Source organism: Rhodobacter xanthinilyticus, assembly GCF_001856665.1.
In the GTDB taxonomy this organism is placed as follows: Bacteria; Pseudomonadota; Alphaproteobacteria; order Rhodobacterales; family Rhodobacteraceae; genus Rhodobacter; species Rhodobacter xanthinilyticus.
Genome location: NZ_CP017781.1, coordinates 890639 through 914170, shown reverse-complemented (window position 1 = coordinate 914170; position 23532 = coordinate 890639). Strand labels below are relative to the sequence as shown.

Annotated in this window: 18 protein-coding genes; 14 read left to right on the top strand and 4 right to left on the bottom strand. The window is 68.5% G+C overall.

Annotated features, from left to right (window positions below):
- The first annotated feature begins 254 nt into the window (after positions 1–254).
- The 6 genes from LPB142_RS04490 to LPB142_RS04465 all read left to right on the top strand — a co-directional run bounded on the left by LPB142_RS04490 (position 255) and on the right by LPB142_RS04465 (position 6803).
- Positions 255–1292, top strand: coding sequence for a rod shape-determining protein (locus LPB142_RS04490; protein WP_068765996.1), 1038 nt, complete (start codon positions 255–257; stop codon positions 1290–1292).
- Positions 1293–1362: 70 nt separating this feature from the next.
- Complete coding sequence (mreC, locus tag LPB142_RS04485; RefSeq protein WP_071165644.1) at positions 1363–2253, top strand: rod shape-determining protein MreC; 891 nt, start codon at positions 1363–1365, stop codon at positions 2251–2253.
- The gene (locus tag LPB142_RS04480) at positions 2246–2785 is read left to right on the top strand and encodes a hypothetical protein (RefSeq protein ID WP_071165643.1); all 540 of its coding nucleotides are present in this window, start codon (positions 2246–2248) and stop codon (positions 2783–2785) included. The genes mreC and LPB142_RS04480 overlap by 8 nt, the downstream gene beginning before the upstream one ends.
- A gap of 9 nt (positions 2786–2794) precedes the next feature.
- Positions 2795–4717, top strand: coding sequence for a penicillin-binding protein 2 (gene mrdA, locus LPB142_RS04475; RefSeq protein ID WP_068765999.1), 1923 nt, complete (start codon positions 2795–2797; stop codon positions 4715–4717).
- Positions 4718–4726: 9 nt separating this feature from the next.
- Positions 4727–5866: a rod shape-determining protein RodA gene (gene rodA, locus LPB142_RS04470; RefSeq protein ID WP_068766000.1), complete on the top strand. Its 1140-nt coding sequence runs from the start codon at positions 4727–4729 to the stop codon at positions 5864–5866.
- Between the two features lies 1 nt (position 5867).
- Positions 5868–6803 carry an NAD(P)-dependent oxidoreductase gene (locus tag LPB142_RS04465; RefSeq protein WP_071165642.1) on the top strand — a complete coding sequence of 312 codons (936 nt, stop codon included), beginning with the start codon at positions 5868–5870 and terminating at the stop codon, positions 6801–6803.
- Between the two features lie 17 nt (positions 6804–6820).
- Here LPB142_RS04465 and hisG read toward each other — a convergent pair whose 3' ends face one another.
- From hisG to hisS, 3 genes are read right to left on the bottom strand one after another with little or no spacing between them, the layout of a single operon-like run.
- Complete coding sequence (gene hisG / locus LPB142_RS04460) at positions 6821–7525, bottom strand: ATP phosphoribosyltransferase (RefSeq protein WP_071165641.1); 705 nt, start codon at positions 7523–7525, stop codon at positions 6821–6823.
- Positions 7522–8592: an ATP phosphoribosyltransferase regulatory subunit gene (locus tag LPB142_RS04455; protein ID WP_071165640.1), complete on the bottom strand. Its 1071-nt coding sequence runs from the start codon at positions 8590–8592 to the stop codon at positions 7522–7524. Before LPB142_RS04455 ends, hisG begins: the two co-directional genes overlap by 4 nt.
- The gene (hisS, locus tag LPB142_RS04450; RefSeq protein WP_071165639.1) at positions 8592–10091 is read right to left on the bottom strand and encodes a histidine--tRNA ligase; all 1500 of its coding nucleotides are present in this window, start codon (positions 10089–10091) and stop codon (positions 8592–8594) included. Before hisS ends, LPB142_RS04455 begins: the two co-directional genes overlap by 1 nt.
- 98 nt (positions 10092–10189) lie before the next feature.
- Between hisS and LPB142_RS04445 the strand changes: the two genes are divergently transcribed.
- Positions 10190–10396, top strand: a complete 207-nt coding sequence (locus LPB142_RS04445; RefSeq protein WP_231878981.1) for a SlyX family protein — start codon at positions 10190–10192, stop codon at positions 10394–10396.
- A gap of 9 nt (positions 10397–10405) precedes the next feature.
- Here LPB142_RS04445 and dnaE read toward each other — a convergent pair whose 3' ends face one another.
- Entirely contained in the window at positions 10406–13909 is a 3504-nt protein-coding gene (gene dnaE, locus LPB142_RS04440) for a DNA polymerase III subunit alpha (protein WP_071165638.1), read from the bottom strand.
- A 212-nt stretch (positions 13910–14121) separates the two neighbouring features.
- Between dnaE and xdhA the strand changes: the two genes are divergently transcribed.
- From xdhA to LPB142_RS04405, 7 genes are read left to right on the top strand one after another with little or no spacing between them, the layout of a single operon-like run.
- Positions 14122–15504, top strand: a complete 1383-nt coding sequence (xdhA, locus tag LPB142_RS04435) for a xanthine dehydrogenase small subunit (RefSeq protein WP_071165637.1) — start codon at positions 14122–14124, stop codon at positions 15502–15504.
- Positions 15501–17783, top strand: a complete 2283-nt coding sequence (gene xdhB / locus LPB142_RS04430) for a xanthine dehydrogenase molybdopterin binding subunit (RefSeq protein ID WP_071165636.1) — start codon at positions 15501–15503, stop codon at positions 17781–17783. The genes xdhA and xdhB overlap by 4 nt, the downstream gene beginning before the upstream one ends.
- A complete protein-coding gene (xdhC, locus tag LPB142_RS04425; protein WP_071165635.1) occupies positions 17780–18736 on the top strand; it encodes a xanthine dehydrogenase accessory protein XdhC in 957 nt (318 codons plus the stop codon). The genes xdhB and xdhC overlap by 4 nt, the downstream gene beginning before the upstream one ends.
- A complete protein-coding gene (locus LPB142_RS04420) occupies positions 18736–20250 on the top strand; it encodes an ABC transporter ATP-binding protein (protein ID WP_071165634.1) in 1515 nt (504 codons plus the stop codon). Before xdhC ends, LPB142_RS04420 begins: the two co-directional genes overlap by 1 nt.
- Positions 20247–21326, top strand: a complete 1080-nt coding sequence (locus tag LPB142_RS04415) for an ABC transporter permease (RefSeq protein ID WP_068766010.1) — start codon at positions 20247–20249, stop codon at positions 21324–21326. The genes LPB142_RS04420 and LPB142_RS04415 overlap by 4 nt, the downstream gene beginning before the upstream one ends.
- Positions 21326–22255: an ABC transporter permease gene (locus LPB142_RS04410; protein WP_156894429.1), complete on the top strand. Its 930-nt coding sequence runs from the start codon at positions 21326–21328 to the stop codon at positions 22253–22255. Before LPB142_RS04415 ends, LPB142_RS04410 begins: the two co-directional genes overlap by 1 nt.
- 52 nt (positions 22256–22307) lie before the next feature.
- Positions 22308–23390, top strand: coding sequence for a BMP family ABC transporter substrate-binding protein (locus LPB142_RS04405; protein ID WP_071165632.1), 1083 nt, complete (start codon positions 22308–22310; stop codon positions 23388–23390).
- Positions 23391–23532 lie beyond the last annotated feature (142 nt).

The following is a 23532-nucleotide window of genomic DNA, read 5'->3' as shown; positions in this document are numbered from 1 at the left end:
TGGGTCCAGGATCTGCCCAAGATTTGCACGAATTCGTGAAAGGTTGCGAAAAGCCTGTTTTCAGAGCCTGTGCGCGCCCATATCGCCCTTCGATTGTTGCAAAATGGAAAGCCGTGTCGGGGCGGTGCGCGGAACCCCGCCCCCCTGCCCGCGTGCGGCGGGAAATCGGCTTCCCGATTTGCACCGCTTTGCCTATATGGGCGGGAAACCCGACTCCGGGGGCGAGTCGGCGCGATTCTATGGGACGGTGAAGTATGACGGGTCTTGGCGGGATTTTTTCCTCGGATATGGCGATCGACCTCGGGACGGCGAATACGCTCGTCTATGTCAAGGGCAAGGGCATCGTGCTCAATGAGCCCTCGGTGGTCGCCTATCACGTCAAGGACGGCAAGAAACAGGTGCTCGCGGTGGGCGAGGACGCCAAGCTGATGCTCGGCCGCACCCCCGGCTCGATCGAGGCGATCCGCCCGATGCGCGACGGTGTCATCGCCGATTTCGACAGCGCCGAGGAAATGATCAAGCATTTCATCCGCAAGGTGCACAAGCGCTCGACCCTCTCGAAGCCGAAGATCATCGTTTGCGTGCCCCATGGCGCGACGCCGGTCGAGAAACGCGCGATCCGGCAATCGGTACTCTCGGCGGGGGCGCGCCGCGCGGGCCTGATCGCGGAGCCGATCGCGGCGGCGATCGGGGCGGGCATGCCGATCACCGACCCCACCGGCTCGATGGTGGTCGATATCGGCGGCGGCACCACCGAGGTTGCGGTGCTCTCGCTTGGCGATATCGTCTATGCGCGCTCGGTGCGCGTCGGCGGCGACCGGATGGATGAGGCGATCATCTCGTATCTGCGCCGCAACCAGAACCTGCTGGTGGGCGAATCCACCGCCGAGCGGATCAAGACCACCATCGGCACCGCGCGGATGCCCGATGACGGGCGCGGCGCGAGCCTGATGGTGCGCGGGCGCGACCTGCTCAACGGTGTGCCCAAGGAGGTCGAGATCACCCAGGCGCAGGTCGCCGAGGCGCTCTCGGAGCCGGTGCAGCAGATCTGCGACGCGGTCATGCAGGCGCTCGAGACCACGCCGCCCGATCTCGCGGCCGATATCGTCGACCGCGGCGTGATGCTGACCGGCGGCGGCGCGCTCCTGGGCGAGCTTGACCTTAGCCTGCGCGAGCAGACCGGGCTGTCGATCTCGATCGCGGATCAATCGCTCAATTGTGTGGCGCTTGGCACCGGCAAGGCGCTGGAATACGAAAAGCAACTGCGGCATGTGATCGACTACGATAGCTGAGGCGCCCTCGGGGCGGCACGGCGGACGGGGGTAATCCGGCGGGCGGCGGCCCGCCTGGACGGAGGCGCATTTGGCACGCGATCGCGACGATCAGGATTATCTCGGCCCGCTGCGGCGCATCGGGATCGCGGCGCTGGTGCTGGTGCTGGCGGCGAGCTTCCTCGTCTGGCGCATCGACAGCACCCGTGTCGAGCGCTTCCGCAACGCCTTCATCGACCGTTTCGTGCCGACCTTCGACTGGGCGATGGTGCCGGTGACGAAGGCGCTGGGCATCGTCGAGGGGTTCCAATCCTACGCGCGGATTGTCGCGCAAAATCAGGAGCTTCGCCGCGAGCTTCAGCAGATGAAGGCCTGGAAGGAGGCCGCCGTCCAGCTCGAGCAGCAAAACGCCAAGCTGCTCGCGCAAAACCAGGTGCGGCTCGATCCGAAGCTGACCTCGGTTTCGGGGGTGGTGCTGGCCGACAGCGGCTCGCCGTTCCGCCAATCGGTGCTGCTCAATGTCGGCTCGCGCGATGGCGTGGTCGATGGCTGGGCGACGATGGACGGGCTCGGCCTTGTCGGGCGGATCTCCGGGGTCGGGCGCGCGACCAGCCGGGTGGTGCTGCTCACCGACAGCTCCTCGCGGATCCCGGTCACCATCCAGCCCTCGGGCCAGCATGCGATCCTGACCGGCGACAACACGCCCTTCCCGCTCCTGGATTTCCTCGAGCACCCCGAGCAGGTGCGCCCGGGCGACCGGGTGATTTCCTCGGGCGATGGCGGGGTGTTCCCGGCCAGCCTGCTCGTCGGTCAGGTGCTTCAGGGCCAGGACCGGCGGCTGCGCGTGCGCCTCTCGGCCGATTACGAGCGGCTCGATTTCCTGCGGGTGTTGCGCTCGCATCCGGCCGAACAGCTGCGCGACGCGGGGCCGCTGATCCCGCCCGCGCCGGCGGAGGTGGCGGCGGAGGGCGGCAATGGTTGATCCGCTCACCACCCGCCGGATCGCCCATCGCGCGCTCTATCTCGGGCTCGCGCTCATCGTGATGTTTCTGCGGCTCTTGCCGGTCACGCCGATGTCGCATGGCATCCCCGGGCCGGATCTGGTGCTCGCGCTGACGCTGGCCTGGGTGCTGCGGCGGCCCGATTATGTGCCCGCCTGGCTGATCGTCGGGGTCTTCCTGCTCGAGGATGTGATGTATTGGCAGCCGATCGGGCTGTGGACGCTGATCGTGCTGGGCGGCACCGAATTCCTGCGCGCGCGCGAGGAGGCGACGCGCGATCTCAACTTCCTCTTCGAGATGGCGCTGGTGGCGGGGGTGATGGCGGCGATGCTGGTGGTCAACCGGATGGTGCTGGGCCTTGCGGTGGTCGAGCAGCCGCCGCTCGGGCTGGAGCTCTTGCGGCTCCTGATGACGCTCGCGGCCTATCCGTTCGTGGTGGCGCTCTCGGCGCTCGGCTTCGGGCTCAAACGCGCGGCTTTGGGCGAGCTTGACGCCCATGGCCACCGGATCTGAGGAGGCGGGATGCGACGCAGCGAGAGAGAGAGCCTCGAGAGCCGCTCGAAGATCACCCGCCGCGGGCTGATGCTCGGCGCGGGGCAAGCCGCGATCGTGGCGGTGCTCGGGCTTCGGATGCGCAAGATGCAGCTCGAGCAATCCGAGCAATACCGGATGCTGGCCGAGGGCAATTCGGTCAAGATCCGGCTGATCCCGCCGGCGCGCGGGCTGATCTATGACCGCAACGGCGTGCTGATCGCGGGCAATGAACAGAACTACCGGGTGACCATCACCCGCGAGGATGCCGCCGATGTCGAGCAATTGCTCGCCGATCTGCGCCGACTGATCCCGCTCTCCGATGAAGACGCGGCCGATGTGCTCGCCGAGATCCGCAAGCAGCCGCCCCATGCGCCGGTCCTGGTCGAGGATCGGCTGAGCTGGGAGGAATTTTCCCGCATCGCGGTGAACACGCCCGCGCTGCCCGGTGTCTCGCCCGAGGTCGGTCTCTCGCGCGTCTACCCGCGCAGCTTCGATTTCGCCCATGTGGTCGGCTATGTGGGCCCGGTCTCGGATTACGACCTGAGCCAGATCGAGAACCCCGACCCGCTCCTGCGGATCCCGAAATTCCAGCTCGGCAAGCTCGGGATCGAGGCGAAGATGGAGGAGGTCTTGCGCGGCCATGCCGGCCAGCGGCGCGTCGAGGTGAACTCGGCCGGGCGCGAGATGCGCGAGCTCGACCGGCGCGAGGGCGAGCCCGGCGCGACCTTGCAGCTCACGCTCGATTATCGGCTCCAGAATTTCGCCCATCAGCGGCTTGGCGAGGAATCCGCTGCCGCGGTGGTGATGGATGTGACGAATGGCGATATCATGGCGATCGTCTCGACGCCGTCCTTCGACCCCAACCTCTTCGTGCGCGGGATTTCCTCGGCCGATTACCGCAGCCTGATGCAGGACGACCACCGCCCGATGGCCGACAAATCGGTGCAGGGCCTCTACCCGCCCGGCTCGACCTTCAAGGTGGTGACCGCGCTCGCCGCGCTCGAGGCCGGCGTGATCGGCCCCGAGGAGACCGTCTATTGCCCCGGCCATATCGAGATGGGCGGGCGGCGGTTCCATTGCTGGAAGCGGTCGGGCCATGGCCGGGTGAATGTCGTGCAAAGCCTCGAGCGCAGCTGCGACGTGTTCTATTACGAGGTCGCGCAGAAGGTCGGCATCGACAAGATCGCCGAGATGGCCAAACGCCTCGGCGTCGGCGTGCGCCATGACCTGCCGATGTCGGCGGTGGCCGAGGGGATCGCGCCGACCAAGGCCTGGAAGCAGGAGCGCTACGGCAAGGAGTGGCGGATCGGCGACACGATCAACTCCTCGATCGGTCAGGGCTATGTGCTGGCCTCGCCCCTGCAGCTTGCGGTGATGACGGCGCGGGTGGCGACCGGGCGGGCGGTGGCGCCGCGGCTGATCCGCTCGCGCGACGGGATCGAGGAGCCGCTGGCCGAGGCCGCGCCGCTCGGGCTCGAGGAGGATTGGCTCGACCATATCCGGCGCGGGATGATCTCGGTGGTCAATGGCGCGAACGGCACCGCGCGCGGCGCGCGGATCGTCGAGGCGGGCTGGAAGATGGCGGGCAAGACCGGCACGAGCCAGGTGCGCTCGGCGGTGGTGGACAACAAATCCGTCCCCTGGGAGCAGCGCGACCATGCGCTCTTTGTCTGTTATGCGCCCGTCGAGGCGCCCAAATATGCCGTCGCGCTGATCGTCGAACATGGCGGCGGCGGGTCGTCGGCGGCGGCGCCGATCGCGCGCGACATCCTGCTTTATGCGCTTGCCGACGGGCTGCCGCCGCTCGCGGCCTATCCGGCCGAGCAGCGCGGCAAGATCAAGGCCCAGCAGGAGGCGCTCGACCTCGTCGACCCGGAAACCGTGACCACCACCGGCCGCAGCCGGGCCTGAGGGAGCGCCATGTCCTACCTCGAAAGCAATCTCAAGACGGTGCCCACGGGCCTGCGCAAGATCTTCTATCTGAACTGGCCGCTGGTGATCCTGCTCTCGGCGGTGGCGGGATTCGGGTTCTTGATGCTCTATTCGGTGGCCGGCGGCGACCCGACGACCTGGGCCGAGCCGCAGATGAAGCGCTTTGCCGCGGGCATGATCGCGATGGTCATCGTCGGTTTCACGCCGATCTGGTTTTGGCGCAATATCTCGGCGATCGCCTATCTGATCGCGTTGCTCTTGCTCATCGCGGTGGAGTTCTTCGGCGATATCGGCATGGGGGCGCAGCGCTGGCTGGTGCTCGGGCCGCTCCGCCTCCAGCCCTCGGAGCTGATGAAGATCGCGCTCGTGATGTTTCTGGCCGCCTATTACGACTGGCTCGATCCGAAACGGGTCTCGCGGCCGCTGTGGGTCTTGATCCCGGTGGCGATCATCCTGGTGCCGACCTTCCTCGTGCTGACCCAGCCCGACCTCGGCACCGCGGTGATGCTGGTGCTGGGCGGCGCGATCGTGATGTTCGCGGCCGGGGTGAGCTTTTGGTATTTCGGCACGGTCGCCGCGCTCGTCGTCGCGCTCGTCTTCACCGTGATGGAGAGCCGCGGCACCGATTGGCAGCTCCTGCATGAGTATCAGTTCAAGCGCATCGACACCTTCCTCGACCCCTCCGCCGACCCGCTCGGCGCGGGCTACAACATCACCCAGGCGCAGATCGCGCTCGGCTCGGGCGGCTGGTCGGGGCGCGGCTACATGCAGGGCACGCAATCGCGGCTGAACTTCCTGCCCGAGAAACACACCGACTTCATCTTCACCACGCTCGCCGAGGAATTCGGCTTTGTCGGGGCGTTTTCGCTGCTGATGCTCTATGCCGGGATCATCGCCTTCTCGATCCATTCCGCGCTGATCAACCGCGACCGCTATTCGAGCCTCTTGACGATCGGCATCGCGGGGACATTCTTTCTGTTCTTCGCGATCAATATGGCGATGGTGATGGGGCTGATGCCGGTGGTGGGGGTGCCGCTGCCCCTTGTGTCTTACGGCGGAACGGCGATGATGATCCTGCTCGCGGCCTTCGGTCTCGTGCAAAGCGCCAATATCCACCGCCCGAGGTAACATGCTCACCCTTCTCTATGCCGGCTCGCCGGGGCTCTGGCCCGCCTATCAGGCCGCGCTTGGCGCCGCGCTCGCCGAGGCCGGGATCGCCGCGCGCCTTGTCCGCCCGGGCGAGGCCGCGCCCGAGAGCGTCGATTATCTGATCTATGCGCCCAATGGCCCGGTGCAGGATTTCGCCTCCTTCACCCGCGCGCGCGCGGTGCTCAGCCTCTGGGCCGGGGTCGAGCGGGTGGTGGGCAACCCGACGCTCACCCAGCCCTTGTGCCGGATGGTCGACGAGGGGCTCGCGCGGGGCATGGTGGAATGGGTGCTGGGCCAGGTGCTGCGCGCCCATCTCGGGCTCGATGCGCATATCCTCAACCACTCGGGCCGCTGGGAGCAGATCGCGCCGCCGCTCGCGACGGAGCGCTCGGTCACCGTGCTCGGGCTTGGCGCGCTCGGCGCGGCCGCGGCAAGCGCGCTCGCGGGGCTTGGCTTTCGTGTCACCGGCTGGAGCCGCAGCCCGAAGGAGATCGAGGGTGTGCGCTGTCTCGCCGGGGCGGCGGGGCTCGCCGAGGCTCTGGCGGCGGGCGAGATCGTCGTGACGATCCTGCCCAACACGCCCGAGACCGCGAATATCCTCAACGCCGAGACGCTGGCGATGCTGCCGCGCGGCGCGGTGGTGCTGAACCCCGGGCGCGGCACGCTGATCGACGATGAGGCGCTCCTTGCCGCGCTCGAGAGCGGCCAGGTGGCGCAAGCGACGCTCGATGTCTTCCGCACCGAGCCGCTGCCGCCCGAGCACCCCTATTGGGCGCATCCGCGGGTGACCGTCTCGCCCCATATCGCCGCCGAGACCCGCCCCGCGAGCGCCGCGCGGGTGATTGTCGAGAATATCCGCCGCGGCGAGGCGGGCGAGCCCTTCCTCTACCGCGTCGATTCCGCGCGGGGCTATTGAGCCCTCCTATTGAGCCCTCAGAGCGCGGGCAGGCTCAGCCCGAGCTGCGCGACGAGCCGCGCCGGGCGCGCGCCCTCGGCCGCCCAATCGGCCCCGCGCGCGGCAAAAAGCGTCGCCTGGCTCTGGTGGATCAGCCCGTCCGAGAGGATCTTCAGGTGGTTGGCGCGCAGCGTCTCGCCCGAGGAGGTGATATCGGCGATCGCCTCGGCGGTGAGGTTCTTCACCGTGCCCTCGGTCGCGCCCTGGCTGTCGACGAGCTGATAATCCGCCACGCCCTCGCGGGTCAGGAAGTCGCGCACGAGCCGGTGGTATTTGGTCGCGATCCTGAGCCGGAAGCCGTGATCGGCGCGGAAGGCATGCGCCGCCGCGTCGAGGTCTTCGAGCGTATCGACATCGGACCAGCAGGCCGGCACCGCGATGATGAGATCGGCATGGCCAAAGCCCATCGGCGCGAGCTCGGCCACTTGGCTTTCCCAATCGGCGAGCTTGTCGCGCACCAGATCGGAGCCCGTGACCCCGAAATGGATCCGCCCGGCGGCGAGCTCGCGCGGGATCTCGCCCGCCGAGAGAAGGACGAGCTCGACCCCCTCCGCGCCCTCGACCGCACCGGCATATTCGCGCTCCGAACCCGTGCGGCGCAGCGTGATGCCGCGCGCGGCGAACCAGTCGAAGGTCTTCTCCATCAGCCGGCCCTTGGAGGGCACACCGAGCTTGATCGTCATGCCTGCCCCTCCAGATCGGCCACCAGCCCCGGGCGGATCACGCCGCCCACCGCCGGGATCTCGCGCCCGCCGCCCAGGACCCGGGTGAGCGCGTCATAGCGCCCGCCGGAGGCCACCGGCGGCAAGGCCGGGTCGGCCGCGCTCAGCGTGAAGACGAAGCCGTCGTAATATTCCATCGTGGTGCGGCCGTGGCTCGCCTCGAAGCCGAGCGCGCCGAGATCGACCCCGCGCGCCGCGAGCGCCTCGAGCCGCCGCTCGAGCCGCGCCACCGCCCCCTCGATCGCCGGCAGCCCGAGCGCGCGCAGCCGCGCCGGCGCCTCGCCCGCCGCACAGCGCAGCGCGAAGAGCGCATCGAGCCGCGCGACATCCTCGGCCGCGATCGGCGCCGCGGCGGCGTCGCGCGCAAGCCGCGCGATCCGCGCCTCCATCTCCTGCGGGCTGCGCAGCCCGATCCAGGGCGCGCCCTCGCGCGCGCCGGCAAGCACCGCGCCGCGCGCCTCGGGCGCGGGCACGAGCCCGGCGTAGCGCGCCATCAGCTTGTGGAACCGCTGCGGGCGCCAGATATGGCGGCTGAGCGCGGCCTTGCGCTCGGCGATCGTGTCGAGCCCGGCCACCGCGGCGCGCAAGATCCCGATATCGCCGATCGTCGCGACGAGGTTGAGGGCCGCGAGCGCCTCGGCGATGCGGGCAAAGACCTCGGCGTCCGCCGCCTCCGGGTCGGCGCGGTCAAAGACCTCGAAGCCCACCTGCTGATATTCCGCGACCCGCGCGGCGCCGCGATGCTCCTGCTTGCGAAACACCTCGCCCAGGTAGCAATAGCGCGCAGGCTCGGCACCGTTGGCCATATGCTCCTGCACCACCGGCACGGTGAAATCGGGGCGCAACATCAGCTCGCCGCGCAGAGGGTCGGCGGTGACATAGGCGCGCGCGCGGATATCCTCGCCGTAAAGATCAAGGAGCGCTTCCGCCGGTTGCAGGATATCGGGCGCGATCTCCACCGCACCGGCGGCGCGGAAGAGCTCGAGAAACCGGGCGCCAGTGGCCCGCGCGGCGGCTTTCGAGGCCATCAGCGGGCCTCGTTCCGGGCGATGATCGCTTTCACTTTTTCCACCATCTCGCCGATCGGCGCCTCGAATTGCGCGGGTTGGGATTTCCATTCCTCAACAGTCGCCTCTGCGGCGATCTGCGCGCCGAGCACCAGATCCTTGATCTGCACGACGCCGCGCGCGGCCTCGTCCGAGCCCTGGATGATCGCCACCGGGCTCTCGCGCTTGTCGGCATATTTGAGCTGGTTGCCGAAGTTCTTCGGGTTGCCGAGATAGACCTCGGCGCGCAGCCCCGCGCGGCGCAGCGTGGCGGCGAGCGCGAGATAATCGCCCATCCGCTCGCGGTCCATCACGGTGACCACGACCGGCCCCTGCGCGCGCCCGCCGATCCGGCCCTTGGCGCGCAGCGCGGCCAGAAGCCGGTCGACGCCGATCGAGACGCCGGTCGCGGGCACCGCCTGGCCGGTGAAGCGCTTGACGAGGTCGTCATAGCGCCCGCCGCCCGCCACCGAGCCGAAGGAGCGCTTGCGGCCCTTCTCGTCGAGGATCTCGAAGGTGAGCTCGGCCTCGAAAACCGGGCCGGTGTAATAGCCAAGGCCGCGCACCACCGAGGGGTCGATCAGGATCCGCTCGGGGCCATAGCCCTGCCCCTCGAGAAGCTCCGCGATCAGCTCGAGCTCGCCCACGCCCTCAAGGCCCAGCGCCGAGCCGCCCACGAGCTCGCGCAGCCGCGCAGCGGTGGCGGCGCCACTGTCGCGGCGCGCCTGCATGAAGCCCATGACGATATCGGCCTGTTCGTCGGAGAGCCCCGCGCCCTTGGTGAAATCGCCGCTCTCGTCGAGCCGCCCCGCGCCCATCAGCGCCCGCACGCCGGCCTCGCCGAACTTGTCGAACTTGTCGATCGCGCGCAGCACGGTGCCGCGCGCCTCGGCGAACCGCTCGGGGTTGGTCGGGTCGAGCACGCCCGCGACCTCCATCACGCCGTTGAGAACCTTGCGGTTATTCACCCGCACGAGATAATCGCCGCGCGGGATGCCGACGGCCTCCAGCGCATCCGAGAGCATCCCGCAGATCTCGGCATCGGCCGCCACCGAGGGCGCGCCCACCGTATCGGCATCGCATTGATAAAACTGCCGAAACCGCCCCGGCCCCGGCTTTTCGTTGCGCCAGACCGGGCCCATCGTGTAGCGCCGGTAAGGCGCGGGCAGGTCGTTGCGGAACTGCGCCGCGACGCGCGCGAGCGGCGCGGTCATGTCATAGCGCAGCGCCAGCCAATCGCCACCCTCGTCCTGCCAGGCGAAAACCCCCTCATTCGGGCGGTCGACATCGGGCAGGAACTTGCCCAGCGCCTCGACCGTCTCGACGGCGGAGGTCTCGAGCGGGTCGAAACCATGGGCGCGGTAGACCTCGGCAATCGTGGCGAGCATGTCGCCGCGCTCGGTCACCTCGGCGCCGAAATAATCGCGAAACCCTTTCGGGGTTTCGGCGCGCGGGCGACGGGGGGCTTTATCCTTGGCCATGGGCGGACTCCGGCTTGCACCTGTTCATTCTCCGCGCGAGGGTGTAGCGGAAGGGGGCTGGCGCGGCAAGCCGCGTGCACCAAAATCGAGGAGAGGCCATGCAGGAGCGGATGGATCACGCCGAGGAAGTGCTCGCGCATCTGACGCGCAGTGTCGACGAGCTGTCCGATATCGTGGCGCGGCAGGCGCGCGAGATCGAGCGGCTCGCGCGCGCGGTGGGGCTGTTGATGGAGCGCGAGGCCGAGCGCGAATTTGCCGCCGGCGGCCAGATCCCGCTCGCCGATCAGCGCCCGCCGCATTACTGAGCCGCCCGCTCAGACCTCCTCGACCATCGCCACGCCGCGCAGCGAGCGGATCGCGCCCTTGATCTGCGGGTTGACCGGGTAATCGCGCCCGGCGCTGAGCTGATAGCGGCAGCCGCGTTCGGGGTCGAAGACGGTGAAGGAGATCGGCCCGCGCGAGCGCACCTTGCCCTCCGCCTCGAGCCGCTCGAGCAGCGCCGCGATCGAGCCCACCGCCTCCGCCCCCTCGACATGGATCATCAGCCCCGCGCCGCCGGCATCGGCGGTGACGCTTTCCACCGCGACCGCCGATTGCGCCAGCATCCGCACCGATTCGCCCTCGACCTCGACCTTGACATTGAGCACCACGAGCCGCCCCGCCTCGAGCACCCCGCGCGAGGCCTCCAGCGCATCGGAGAAGAACGTCGCCTCATAGGGCCCCGAGGTATCGGAGAGCGCGACAAAGGCAAAGCGGTTGCCCTTGGCCGATTTCTTCTCGCGCACCGAGGCGACCTCGCCCGCGATCTTGGCAAAGAACGGCCCGCCCACGGCCTTGGCCTGCACCTCCTCGAGCGTCATCACCTTCTTGCGCTTCAATGCGGGCAGGTAATCCTCGAGCGGGTGGCCGGAGAGATAGAAGCCGATCGCCTTGTGTTCCTCGGCGAGCCGCTCGCCGGGCAGCCAGTCATCGGTGTCGGCCATCCGCGGCGGCGGCAGATCATCGCCCGCCTCGCCAAAAAGCGAGACCTGCGCCGAGGCCTTGGCCTCGGCCACCGCCGCCGACCAGGCCATCAGCCCCTCGAGGCTCTGGAACACCCGCTTGCGGTTCGGGTCGAGCTCATCAAAAGCCCCCGCCCGCGCCAACATCTCCAAGGGGCGCTTGCCCACCCGCTTCATATCGACCCGGCGCGCAAAATCGCTCAGGTCGCGGAACGCCCGGTCACCGCGGGCCTGCACGATCAGCTGCATCGCCTCGACGCCCACGTTCTTCAGCGCGCCGAGCGCATAGACGAGCTTTTGATCGACCACATCGAAGGTCGCCAGAGACCGGTTCACACAGGGCGGCACGATCTCGGCGCCGAGCTCCTTCTTCACCTCCTGCGCGTAGATCGCGAGCTTGTCGGTGAGATGGATATCGCAGTTCATCACCCCGCCCATGAATTCGACAGGGTGGTTCGCCTTCAGCCAGGCGGTGTAATAAGACACCACCGCATAGGCCGCGGCATGCGATTTGTTGAACCCGTAGTTCGCGAATTTCTCAAGAAGGTCAAAGACTTCGCCCGCCTTCTTTTCATCGACATTATGGGTCTTCTTGGCGCCCTCGACGAATTTCGGGCGCTCCTTGGCCATTTCCTCGGCGATCTTCTTGCCCATCGCGCGGCGCAACAGGTCGGCGCCGCCGAGCGTATAGCCCGCCATGACCTGCGCGATCTGCATCACCTGTTCCTGATAGACGATGATGCCCTGCGTCTCGGCCAGGATCGGGTCGATCGTGGGGTGCAGCGAGGCCAGCGGCTTCAGCCCGTGTTTCACCTCGCAATAGGTCGGGATGTTTTCCATCGGGCCGGGGCGGTAAAGCGCCACGAGCGCCACGATATCCTCGATACAGGTCGGCTTCATCTGCCTGAGCGCCGATTTCATCCCCTCGGATTCGACCTGGAACACCGCGACCGTGCGCGCCTCGGCGTAAAGCCGATAGGTCTTCTCATCATCGAGCGGAATCGCGTTGATCTGGTTCGCGGCGCCCTCGGCGGGCTGGTAAAGCTCGGTGCCATCGGGGCCCACATGCAAAGGCCGCCCCGATTTGAAGATCAGGTTCATCGCCGATTGGATGACGGTCAGCGTCTTCAGCCCGAGAAAGTCGAACTTCACGAGCCCCGCCTGCTCGACCCATTTCATGTTGAACTGCGTCGCGGGCATGTCCGAGCGCGGGTCCTGATAGAGCGGCACCAGCCGGTCGAGCGGCCGATCCCCGATCACCACCCCCGCGGCGTGGGTCGAGGCGTTGCGCAAGAGCCCCTCGATCTGCTGGGCATAGCCGAGGAGGCGCTTGACCACCTCCTCCTCGCGCGCGGCCTCGCGCAGCCGCGGCTCATCGGCCAGCGCCTTCTCGATCGAAACCGGCTTCACCCCCTCGACCGGGATCATCTTCGAGAGCTTGTCGACCTGCCCGTAAGACATCTGCAACACGCGCCCCACGTCGCGCACCGCCGCCTTCGAGAGAAGCGCGCCGAAGGTGATGATCTGGCCGACCTTGTCGCGGCCATATTTCTCCTGCACATAGCGGATCGTTTCCTCGCGCCGGTCCATGCAGAAGTCGATGTCGAAGTCGGGCATCGAGACCCGTTCGGGGTTCAGGAAGCGCTCGAAGAGCAGCGAATAGCGCAACGGGTCGAGGTCGGTGATGGTCAGCGCATAAGCCACAAGCGAGCCCGCCCCCGAGCCCCGCCCGGGGCCGACCGGGATGCCGTTATCCTTCGACCATTTGATGAAATCGGCCACGATCAGGAAGTAGCCGGGGAAGCCCATCTGCTCGATGATGCCGAGCTCGAACTTGAGCCGCGCCTCATACTCCTCGACCGGCACCGCATGTTCGATCACCGCAAGCCGCGCGCGCAGCCCCTCCCAGGCCTGGCGGCGGAGCTCCTCGACCTCGTCATCGGCGAATTTCGGCAAGATCGGGTTGCGCTTGTAGGTCGCGAAAGCGCAGCGCTTCGCGATCTCGACGGTATTGGCGAGCGCCTCCGGCAGATCGGCGAAGAGCGCGCACATCTCCGCCTCGGATTTGAAATAATGCTGCGGCGTCAGGCGCCTGCGCGGCTCGATCTGGTCGACATAGGCGCCCTCGGCGATACAGATCAGCGCATCATGCGCCTCGAACATATCGGCCTTGGGGAAGTAGACATCATTGGTCGCCACGATCGGCAGGCCCATGTCATAGGCCATCTCGAGGAACGGCCGCTCGGTCATCCGCTCGCCCTCGGGGAGCTGCCCGCCCTCGCCCGGGTGGCGCTGCAGCTCGACATAGAGCCGGTCGGGGTAGATGCGGGCGAGCCGCTCGAGAAGGAGCCGCGCCTTGCCCGGCTGGCCGGCCTGCAAGAACCGCCCCACCGGCCCGTCGGCGCCCCCCGAGAGACAGATCAGCCCCTCGGAAAACTCCTCGAGCTGTTCGAGCGTGACCTCCGCCGCCGCGCCATGTTTGTCGACGTAAAGACAGCTCGAGAGCCGCATCAGGTTCATGTAGCCCGCCTCGGTCTGCGACAGCAGAACCACCGGCGCCGGCGGGCGCGGCTTTTCGCCGGGCTGGGCCGGGTCATAGGCCACCGAGATCTGGCAGCCCACGATCGGCTGCAACCCATCCCCTTTCGCCAGAACGGAAAATTCGAGCGCCGCGAACATCGCATTGGTATCGGTGATGGCGACGGCGGGCATATTCGCGGCGTCGCACATCTTGATCAGCTTCTTGACGGGCACGGCGCCCTCAAGCAGCGAATATTGCGTGTGCACGCGCAGGTGGATGAATCGGGGCTGGACCATGGCGCGAGATTAATCGCCCCGCGCGGGGGCCGGAAGGGCCAAATCGCCGCCCAGATTTTAATCGGCAGGTCAAAATTCCGGCAGGGCGGGCGCGAAACTCTGCGCACGGCCCTTGCCAAACCCGGCCGCGATCGGCTTTGCTCAGCCAAAGGCCCCCCGTTCTACGCCGCATCGGGCGGAGGGGCGCTCAGCGTAACGCGGCGGACAGATGCATGAAGATCTCGTTTCTTCTCAACGGAGAAACCCGCAGCGTCGAGCTCGCCGAGCCGACGCTCTCCGTGCTCGACTGGCTGCGCGCCGAAGGCCTGACCGGCACCAAGGAGGGCTGCAACGAGGGCGATTGCGGGGCCTGCACGGTGATGGTGAGCGATGCGGAAGGCCTGCGCGCGGTCAACGCCTGCCTGATGATGATGCCGCAACTCGCCGGGCGCGCGCTGCGCACGATCGAGGGGGTCGCGGGGCCCGATGGCGCGCTGCACCCGGTGCAAGAGGCGATGATCGCCCATCACGGCGCGCAATGCGGCTTTTGCACGCCGGGGGTGACGGTCTCGCTCGCCGTCGCCCATGCCTGCGGGCGGCGCGATCATGACGATGTGCTGGCGGGCAATCTGTGCCGCTGCACCGGCTATGCGCCGATCATTCGCGCGGCCGAGGCGGCGCAGACCGCGCCGGTGCCCGATTGGCTCGCCCCCCCTCTCACCTTGCCCGAAATATCCTCGGGGGTGCGGGGGCAGACAGCCCCCGCCTTCCTCCCCGAGAGCGCCGATGCGCTGGCCGACTGGTATCTGGCGCACCCGGAGGCCACCTTGATCGCCGGCGCGACCGATGTGGGGCTTTGGGTCACGAAACAGCTCCGCACCCTCGGCGAGGTCGCTTTCCTGAACGATTGCAAGGATTTGCAACAGATCGTCGAAACCCAGGAGGGGGTCGAGATCGGCGCCGGGGTGACCATCGCGCGGCTGCGCGCCTGGGCCGAGACGCCGCATCCCGCGCTCGCCGCTCTGCTGCGCCGCTTCGCCTCCGAACAGGTCCGCCAGGCCGCGACCTTGGGCGGCAATATCGCCAATGGCTCGCCGATCGGCGACACCCCGCCCGCGCTGATCGCGATGGGCGCGCGGCTGCGGCTGCGCCGCGGCGCGGTGCGGCGCGAGATGCCGCTCGAGGATTTCTTCCTCGACTATCGCAAACAAGACCGCCAGCCGGGCGAATTTGTCGAGGCGGTGATCATGCCGCGCACGGCGCCCGATCTCGCCTGCTACAAACTCTCGAAAAGGTTCGATCAGGACATTTCCGCGGTCTGCGGCTGCTTCAATATCGCCCGCGAAGGTTCGATTATTGCAACTGCCCGCGTGGCCTTCGGCGGCATGGCAGGCACCCCGAAACGCGCGCGCGCCTTCGAGGCGGCGCTCTCGGGGCGGCCCTTCACCGAGGCGACCTTCCGCGCCGCCCTGCCCGAGATGGCCCGCGATTTCGCGCCGATGAGCGACATGCGCGCCTCCGCCGATTACCGGATGGAGACCGCGCAGGCGATGGCGCTGCGCTATCTGCGCGCGGCCTCGGGCGAGGCGGTTTCGGTGCTGGAGGTCGCGCCATGACCCTCTCGCAGCCCCACGAGTCCGCCGCGCTCCATGTCACCGGCCGGGCGCGTTATGTCGATGACATCCCGGTGCCCGAGGGCACCTTGCACCTCGCCTTCGGCCTCTCGAGCGAGGCCTCGGCGGCGATCACGGCGATGGATCTCGACGCGGTGCGCGCCGCGCCCGGGGTCGTCGCGGTACTGACCGCGGCCGATCTGCCCTTTGCCAATGATGCCTCGCCCGCGCCCACGCCGGAGCCGGTTCTGGCGGAGGGCGAGGTCCATTATATCGGCCAGCCGATCTTTCTCGTCGTCGCGACCTCGCATCGCGCGGCGCGGGTGGCGGCGCGGGCCGGGCGCATCAGCTATGCGCCGCGAACGCCGATTTTGACGCTCGATCAAGCCCTTGCGGCCAAAAGCCATTTCGAGGGCGGGCCGGTCACCTGGGCGCGGGGCGATGCCGCGGCGGCTCTCGCGGGCGCGGCCCATCTCGCCGAGGGCGTGATCGAGATCGGCGGGCAGGAGCATTTCTACCTCGAGGGTCAGGCCGCGCTCGCGCTGCCCGGCGATGAGGGGATGGTCATCCATTGCTCCTCGCAGCACCCGACCGAGGTGCAGCACAAGGTCGCCGAGGCGCTCGGGCTGCACATGCATGACGTGCGCGTCGAGATGCGGCGGATGGGCGGCGGTTTCGGCGGCAAGGAGAGCCAGGGCAACCCGCTCGCCATCGCCTGCGCGGTCGCCGCGCGCGCCACCGGCCGGCCCTGCAAGATGCGCTACGACCGCGATGACGACATGATCATCACCGGCAAGCGCCATGATTTCCGCATCCACTACCGGATCGGCGCCGATGCCGAGGGCCGGATCCTCGGCGCCGAGTTCGTGCAGCTCGCGCGCTGCGGCTGGTCGCCCGATCTCAGCCTGCCGGTCTGCGACCGCGCGATGCTGCATGCCGATAACGCCTATTTCATCCCCGCGCTGCGGGTCGAGAGCCACCGGCTGCGCACCAACACGCAATCGAACACCGCCTATCGCGGCTTTGGCGGGCCGCAGGGGATCCTGGGCATCGAGCGCGCGGTCGAGCATCTGGCGCAGGTGATGGGGCTCGAGCCGCTCGAGCTCAGGCGGCGCAATTTCTACGCCCCGGCCGCCACCAAGGCCGCTCAGACCACCCATTACGGTCAGGAGGTGGAGGACAGCATCCTTCATGAGCTCGTGGCCGAGCTGGAGAAAACCAGCAATTACGCCGCGCGCAAGGCCGAGATTGCCGCGTGGAATAGCACAAATCGAACCTTGAAGCGCGGCATCGCGCTTGCGCCGGTGAAATTCGGGATCTCCTTCACGCTCACCCATCTCAATCAGGCCGGCGCCCTGGTGCATCTCTATTCCGACGGCTCGGTGGTGCTCAACCACGGCGGCACCGAGATGGGTCAGGGCCTGCATCAGAAATGCCGCCAGGTCGCGGCGCGGGTGCTCGGCGTCGCGACCGATGTGGTGCGGATCACCGCGACCGATACCTCGAAAGTGCCCAATACCTCGGCGACGGCGGCCTCTTCGGGGACCGATCTGAACGGCATGGCGGTGCAGGCGGCGGCCGAAACCCTGCGCGCGCGGCTCGCGGCGTTTCACGCCGCGCAGGCCGGTTGCGCCCCCGAGGAGGTGGTTTTCGCCGGCGGCATGGTGCGCGCGAACGGCCACGAGACGCCCTTCGCCGAGCTCGCCAAGGCGGCCTACATGGCGCGGATCAGCCTCTCGGCGACCGGCTTTTACGCCACGCCGAAGATCACCTGGGACCGGCTGCGCGGCCAGGGCCGGCCGTTTTTCTACTTCGCCTATGGCGCGGCGGTGAGCGAGGTGGTGATCGACACGCTGACCGGCGAGAACCGGATCCTGCGCACCGATATCTTGCATGACGCGGGCGCCTCGCTGAACCCCGCGCTCGATATCGGCCAGGTCGAGGGCGGTTTCGTGCAGGGCGCGGGCTGGCTGACCACGGAGGAGCTCGTCTGGGACGCGAAGGGGATGCTGAAGACCCACGCGCCCTCGACCTACAAGATCCCGGCCTGCTCGGACCGCCCGCGGGTGTTCAACGTGGCGCTCTGGCAGGCGCCGAACCGCGAGGAGACGGTGTTTCGCTCGAAAGCGGTGGGCGAGCCGCCGTTCATGCACGGGATCTCGGTCTTTCATGCGCTCAGCGCCGCCTGCGCGGCCTGCGGGCCGGGCTGGCCCGATCTGCGCGCGCCGGCCACGCCCGAGGCGGTTCTGGCGGCGGTGAAACGCGCGCGGGGGGGGCCATGAGTCTCGATCGCGAGGCGCTCGGCCGGGCGGCGGCGCGCGGGCCTTTCCTGCGGGTTCTGGTGGCCGAAACACAGGGCTCGACGCCGCGCGAGGCGGGGGCGGCGATGCTGGTCGGCGCCGATTGGGCTGAGGGCACGATCGGCGGCGGGGCGCTCGAATTCGAGGCGATGGCGCGGGCGCGCGAGATCCTGGCGCGCGGCGGGCCGGGCCGGCTCGAGCGGATCGCGCTCGGGCCTGCGCGGGGGCAATGTTGCGGCGGCGCGGTCACGCTCGCCTATGAGGCGCTCGCGGCCGAGACCGTGGCGGGCTTGGCGCCGGGGATCTGGGCGCGGCCGGTTGCGGGCGCGAGCGCGGGGGAGATGCCGCTCGGCGTGCGCAGGGCTCTGGCGCGGGTGCGCGACCGGGGCGAGGCGCCGGCGCTGCTGATCGAGGGCTGGCTTCTCGAGGCGGTCGCGGCGCCGGCGCGCGCACTCTGGATCTGGGGGGCGGGCCATGTCGGGCGGGCGCTCGTGTCGGTGCTCGCGCCGCTGCCGGGGCTCGCGATCTCCTGGGCCGACAGCGGCGCCGAGCGTTTCCCCGAAACGATCCCTGCCGGCGTCACGCCACTGATCGCCGCCAACCCGGCCGATCTCGTCCCCCTCGCCCCGCGCGCGGCCGATCATCTCGTGCTGACCTACAGCCACGCGCTCGATCTCGAGCTCTGCCACCGGCTGCTCGGCCATGGCTTCGGCTCGCTCGGGCTGATCGGCTCGGCCACCAAATGGGCGCGGTTTCGCGCGCGCCTCGCCGGGCTCGGCCATGACAGCGCCCAAATTTCGCGCATTGCCTGTCCGATAGGCGATCCGACCTTGGGGAAACACCCTCAGGCCATTGCGGTTGGCGTCGCCTCCGCGCTAATCAGGGGCATGAGCGCCGGGGCACGGCCCCGCCAGAAGAAGGACCGCGCCGGGTGATGGGGGACAAACTTCTCGAAATCGTGGGCCTGACCAAGGCCTATCCCGGGGTCGTGGCCAATGATGGCGTGGGATTCGCGGTCGCGCCGGGCGAGGTTCATGCGCTTTTGGGCGAGAATGGCGCGGGCAAATCGACGCTCGTGAAGATGATCTACGGGCTGGTGAAGCCCGATGCCGGCGAGATGCGGCTCGCGGGCGCGCCCTATACGCCGGCCGAGCCGCGCGCGGCGCGGGCTTCGGGCGTGGCGATGGTGTTCCAGCATTTCTCGCTTTTCGAGGCGCTCAATGTCGCCGAGAATGTCGCGCTCGGCATGGAAAACCCGCCGCCGATGCGCCAGCTTGCCGCGCGGATCCGCGAGATTTCAACGGCTTACGGCCTGCCGCTCGACCCGGCGCGCACGGTGGGCGACCTCTCCGCGGGCGAGCGGCAGCGCGTCGAGATCATCCGCTGTCTGTTGCAGGACCCCAAGCTCCTGATCATGGATGAGCCGACCTCGGTGCTCACGCCGCAGGAGGTCGAGATCCTGTTTCGCACGCTGCGCAAGCTCTCGGCCGAGGGCACGGCGATCCTCTATATCTCGCACAAGCTCGAGGAGATCCGCTCGCTATGCGATGCGGCGACGGTGCTGCGGGGGGGCAAGGTGGTGGGCACCTGCACGCCGCGCGAGAAAACCGCGCGCGAATTGGCCGAGATGATGGTGGGGGGCGAATTTGCCACGACCGAGCGCGCGGTGCGCCCGCTCGGGCCGGTGATCCTCGAGGTGCGGGCGCTCGATCTCGCGCCGATGTCGCAATTCGGGCCCGCGCTCAAACAGGTGTCGCTGGCGCTGCGCTCGGGCGAGATTTTGGGCATCGGCGGGGTTGCGGGCAACGGCCAGGAGGAGTTGCTTGCGACGCTTTCGGGCGAGCGGGTCTCGGCGCCGGGCACGGTGTTTTTGCATGGCCAGGATGTCTCCGCGCTCGGGCCCAATGACCGGCGGCGGCTGGGGTTGCAGGGCGCGCCCGAGGAGCGGCTGGGCCACGCCGCGGTGCCCGCGATGAGCCTGACGGAAAACGCGCTTTTGACCGGCACGGTGCGCCGCCCGCTGACCCACAAGGGCCTGCTCGACATGAAGGCCGCGCGGCTCTTCGCCGAGGAGGTGATCCGCGAGTTCGACGTGCGCACCCCGGGCCCGCAGGTCGCGGCGCGGGCGCTTTCGGGCGGCAATTTGCAGAAATTCGTGATCGGCCGCGAGGTATTGCAATTCCCCGAGGTGCTGATCGTCAACCAGCCGACTTGGGGGGTCGATGCGGCGGCGGCGGCGGCGATCCGGCAGGCTTTGCTGGCGCTGGCGGCCAAGGGCGCGGCGGTGATCGTGATCAGCCAGGATCTCGACGAGGTGATGGAGATCGCGGACCGGTTCTGCGCGCTCAACGAGGGGCGGCTGAGCGCGCCCCGCCCGACCGAGGGGCTGACGATCGACGAGATCGGGCTGATGCTCGGCGGGGTGCATGGGATGGAGGCCGCGCAATGATCGCGCTGATCAAACGGCCGACGCCGTCGAAATTCTGGGCCTGGACGACGCCTGTGGTGGCGGTGCTGGCGACGATGGTGGCGGGGGGGCTTCTGTTCGCCGCGCTCGGCAAGGACCCGTTCGAGGCGATCCGGATGATCTTCTGGGACCCGCTCTTCGGGCCGAATGCGGGCTATTTCCGCAGCCAGTTGCTGGTCAAGGCGGGGCCGTTGATCCTGATCGCCTCGGGGCTCGCGGTGGGCTTCAAGGCCGGGATCTGGAACATCGGCGCCGAGGGGCAATATATCATCGGCGCGATCTGTGGCGCGGCGGTGGCGCTGGCGGCCTTTCCGGCCGAGAGCGGCTGGATCTTTCCAGGGATGGTGGTGGCAGGCGCGCTCGGCGGGCTCCTTTGGGGGCTGATCCCGGCGGTTTTGAAGGTCGTTTTCGGCACCTCCGAGATCCTCGTCTCGCTGATGCTCGTCTATGTCGCGCAGAACCTGCTGGCCTATGTCGCCTTCGGGCCGCTGAAAAACCCCGAGGGCTATGGCTTTCCGGGCTCGCGCAACCTTCAGCAATACCCCTCCGCCTTCAACCCCGAGCTGATCGCGGGCACCGGCGCGCATTGGGGGGTGTTTGCGGCGCTGGCGGCGGTGATCGGGGCCTATGTGCTCATGCATCGCCATATCGCGGGGTTCCGCATCCGGGTCGCGGGCGAGGCGCCGCGGGCGGCGCGGTTTGCGGGCGTGGTGCCGGCGCGGCTCGTGATGCTGTGCCTCGGGCTTTCGGGGGCGCTCGCGGGGCTTGCGGGGCTCTTCGAGGTCGCCGGGCCCTCGGGGCAGATCACCGACAGTTTCAACGTCGGCTACGGCTTTGCCGCGATCATCGTGGCCTTCCTCGGGCGGCTCCATCCGATCGGGATCGGGCTCGCGGGGCTTTTGATGGCGCTGACCTATATCGGCGGCGACATGGCGCAGCTCATGCTCGGCCTGCCCTCGGCGGCGATCCAGGTGTTTCAGGGGATGCTGCTGTTTTTCCTCTTGGGGTTCGACCTGCTCACGAATTACCGTATCCGCATCGGGAGGGCCCGCGCATGATGGTCGGCGGCATCGATATCGTCACGCTGGGCGCCACGCTGATGGTCGCCTCGACGCCGGTTCTGCTGGCGGCGACGGGGGAACTGGTGGCCGAGAAGGCGGGCGTGTTGAACCTCGGGGTCGAGGGGATGATGATCATGGGCGCGATGGGCGGCTTTGCGGCCGCGGTCACCACCGGCTCGCCGGTGGCGGGCTTTGTCGCGGGGGCGCTCGCGGGCGCGGCGCTTGCGCTCCTCTTTGGCGTGCTCACCCAGGTGTTTCTCTCCAACCAGACCGCGACGGGGCTTGCGCTCACGCTGTTCGGGCTCGGGCTCTCGGCGCTCTTTGGCAAGGGGTATGAGGGCGTGCGCCCGCCGCCGACCGGCAAGGTGCCCTTCGGCCCGCTCGCCGATCTGCCGGTCGTCGGGCCGATCCTCTTCGGCCATGACTGGGTGGTTTATCTCTCGCTCGGGTTGGTCGCGGCGGTCTGGGGGTTCTTGAAATATTCCCGCCTCGGGCTCGTGCTGCGGGCGGTGGGCGAGAACGCGGGCGCGGCCCATGCGCTCGGCTACCGGGTCGTCGGCGTGCGGATCGCCGCGCTCGTCTTCGGCGGGGCGCTGGCGGGCTTGGGCGGCGCCTATCTGAGCCTCGTGCGGGTGCCGCAATGGACCGAGGGGATGACCGCGGGCGCGGGCTGGATTGCGCTCGCGATCGTGGTCTTTGCCTCGTGGCGGGCCGAGCGGGTGCTGATCGGCGCCTATCTCTTCGGCGGCATCACCGCGCTGCAACTGCAACTCCAGGCGGCGGGCTATGCGATCCCGGTGCATTTCCTGTCGATGGCGCCCTATGTCATCACCATCATCGCGCTTGTCATCCTGTCCGTTCTTCACCGCCGAGGCGCCCAGGCCGCGCCTGCCGATCTCGGCCGGTCGTTCCATGCCGCGCGCTGAGCGGCGGCACTCATCTCGGGCCCGCGCGGCCCATAACCAACGGGGAGTTCCCATGAACCGCAGATCCTTCCTCACCACCACCGCCGCGACCGCCGTTCTCGCGGCCTCGGGCCTGCCGGCTTTCGCCGCCGACCCGCTCAAGATCGGCTTCATCTATGTCGGCCCGGTGGGCGACATGGGCTGGTCCTACCAGCACGATCAGGGCCGTCAGGCGATCGAGAAGGAATATGGCGACAAGGTGCAGGTCACCTTCATGGAATCGGTCGCCGAGGGCCCGGACGCCGAGCGCGCCCTGACCCAGCTCGCGCTGGCCGGCAACAAGCTGATCTTCGCGACCTCGTTTGGCTACATGGATTCGGTGATGAACGTCGCCGCCAAGTTCCCGGATGTGAAATTCGAGCATGCCACCGGCTACAAGAGCGCCGAGAACGTCGCCACCTATGACGCGCGTTTCTATGAAGGCCGCGCCATTCAGGGCACGATCGCGGGCCGCATGACCAAGACCAACAAGATCGGCTATATCGGCTCGTTCCCGATCCCCGAGGTCATCCAGGGCATCAACGCCGCCTATATCCACGCCAAGAAGGTCAACCCCGATGTCGAGATGAAGGTGGTCTGGGCCTATACCTGGTTCGACCCGGCGAAAGAGGCCGATGCCGCCGCCGCGCTGATCTCGGAGGGCTGCGATTTCGTGCTGCAGCACACCGACTCGACCGCGCCGCAGGCCAAGGCGCAGGAAGCGGGCAACGTCTACACCTTCGGTCAGGCCTCGGACATGTCGGCCTTCGCGCCCAAACCGCGCGTCGGCTCGACGATCGACAACTGGGCGCCCTATTACATCGAACGCGTCGGCGCCGCGCTCGATGGCAGCTGGAAGACGCAAGCGACCTGGGGCGGCATCGGCACCGGCATGGTCGGCATCGGCGAGATCACCTCGGAAGTGCCCGAAGAGGTCAAGGCCGAGGCGATGGCGCTCAAGGACAAGATCGGCGCGGGCGAGTATCACCCCTTCACCGGCCCGCTCAACAAGCAAGACGGCTCGGCCTGGCTTGCCGCGGGCGAGACCCCGGAGGATGGCGTGCTGGCGGGGATGAATTTCTTCGTCGAAGGGATCTCGGCCGAACTGCCGAAGTAATCGCGCAGCCTGCGGGCGGCGGAAGGCGGGCCCTCGGGCCCGCCTTTTTGGTTCGGCGGAAGCGCGCCGAGGCCCGCCCCCTCGCCGGGATGTGAGGAACCGCCCGCGCCCGGGCGCGTTACTCTCCCGATGTGCGGCACCG

Excerpts from the sequence above, each read along its gene's own strand:
- LPB142_RS04445 (WP_231878981.1), top strand. The coding sequence starts at position 10,190 with ATGCAGGAGCGGATGGATCACGCCGAGGAAGTGCTCGCGCATCTGACG.
- hisG (WP_071165641.1), bottom strand. The coding sequence starts at position 7,525 with ATGACGATCAAGCTCGGTGTGCCCTCCAAGGGCCGGCTGATGGAGAAG.
- hisS (WP_071165639.1), bottom strand. The coding sequence starts at position 10,091 with ATGGCCAAGGATAAAGCCCCCCGTCGCCCGCGCGCCGAAACCCCGAAA.
- mrdA (WP_068765999.1), top strand. The coding sequence starts at position 2,795 with ATGCGACGCAGCGAGAGAGAGAGCCTCGAGAGCCGCTCGAAGATCACC.
- xdhB (WP_071165636.1), top strand. The coding sequence starts at position 15,501 with ATGACCCTCTCGCAGCCCCACGAGTCCGCCGCGCTCCATGTCACCGGC.
- xdhC (WP_071165635.1), top strand. The coding sequence starts at position 17,780 with ATGAGTCTCGATCGCGAGGCGCTCGGCCGGGCGGCGGCGCGCGGGCCT.
- dnaE (WP_071165638.1), bottom strand. The coding sequence starts at position 13,909 with ATGGTCCAGCCCCGATTCATCCACCTGCGCGTGCACACGCAATATTCG.
- LPB142_RS04420 (WP_071165634.1), top strand. The coding sequence starts at position 18,736 with ATGGGGGACAAACTTCTCGAAATCGTGGGCCTGACCAAGGCCTATCCC.
- LPB142_RS04490 (WP_068765996.1), top strand. The coding sequence starts at position 255 with ATGACGGGTCTTGGCGGGATTTTTTCCTCGGATATGGCGATCGACCTC.
- LPB142_RS04455 (WP_071165640.1), bottom strand. The coding sequence starts at position 8,592 with ATGGCCTCGAAAGCCGCCGCGCGGGCCACTGGCGCCCGGTTTCTCGAG.
- LPB142_RS04405 (WP_071165632.1), top strand. The coding sequence starts at position 22,308 with ATGAACCGCAGATCCTTCCTCACCACCACCGCCGCGACCGCCGTTCTC.
- LPB142_RS04410 (WP_156894429.1), top strand. The coding sequence starts at position 21,326 with ATGGTCGGCGGCATCGATATCGTCACGCTGGGCGCCACGCTGATGGTC.
- LPB142_RS04465 (WP_071165642.1), top strand. The coding sequence starts at position 5,868 with ATGCTCACCCTTCTCTATGCCGGCTCGCCGGGGCTCTGGCCCGCCTAT.
- LPB142_RS04480 (WP_071165643.1), top strand. The coding sequence starts at position 2,246 with ATGGTTGATCCGCTCACCACCCGCCGGATCGCCCATCGCGCGCTCTAT.
- xdhA (WP_071165637.1), top strand. The coding sequence starts at position 14,122 with ATGAAGATCTCGTTTCTTCTCAACGGAGAAACCCGCAGCGTCGAGCTC.
- LPB142_RS04415 (WP_068766010.1), top strand. The coding sequence starts at position 20,247 with ATGATCGCGCTGATCAAACGGCCGACGCCGTCGAAATTCTGGGCCTGG.
- rodA (WP_068766000.1), top strand. The coding sequence starts at position 4,727 with ATGTCCTACCTCGAAAGCAATCTCAAGACGGTGCCCACGGGCCTGCGC.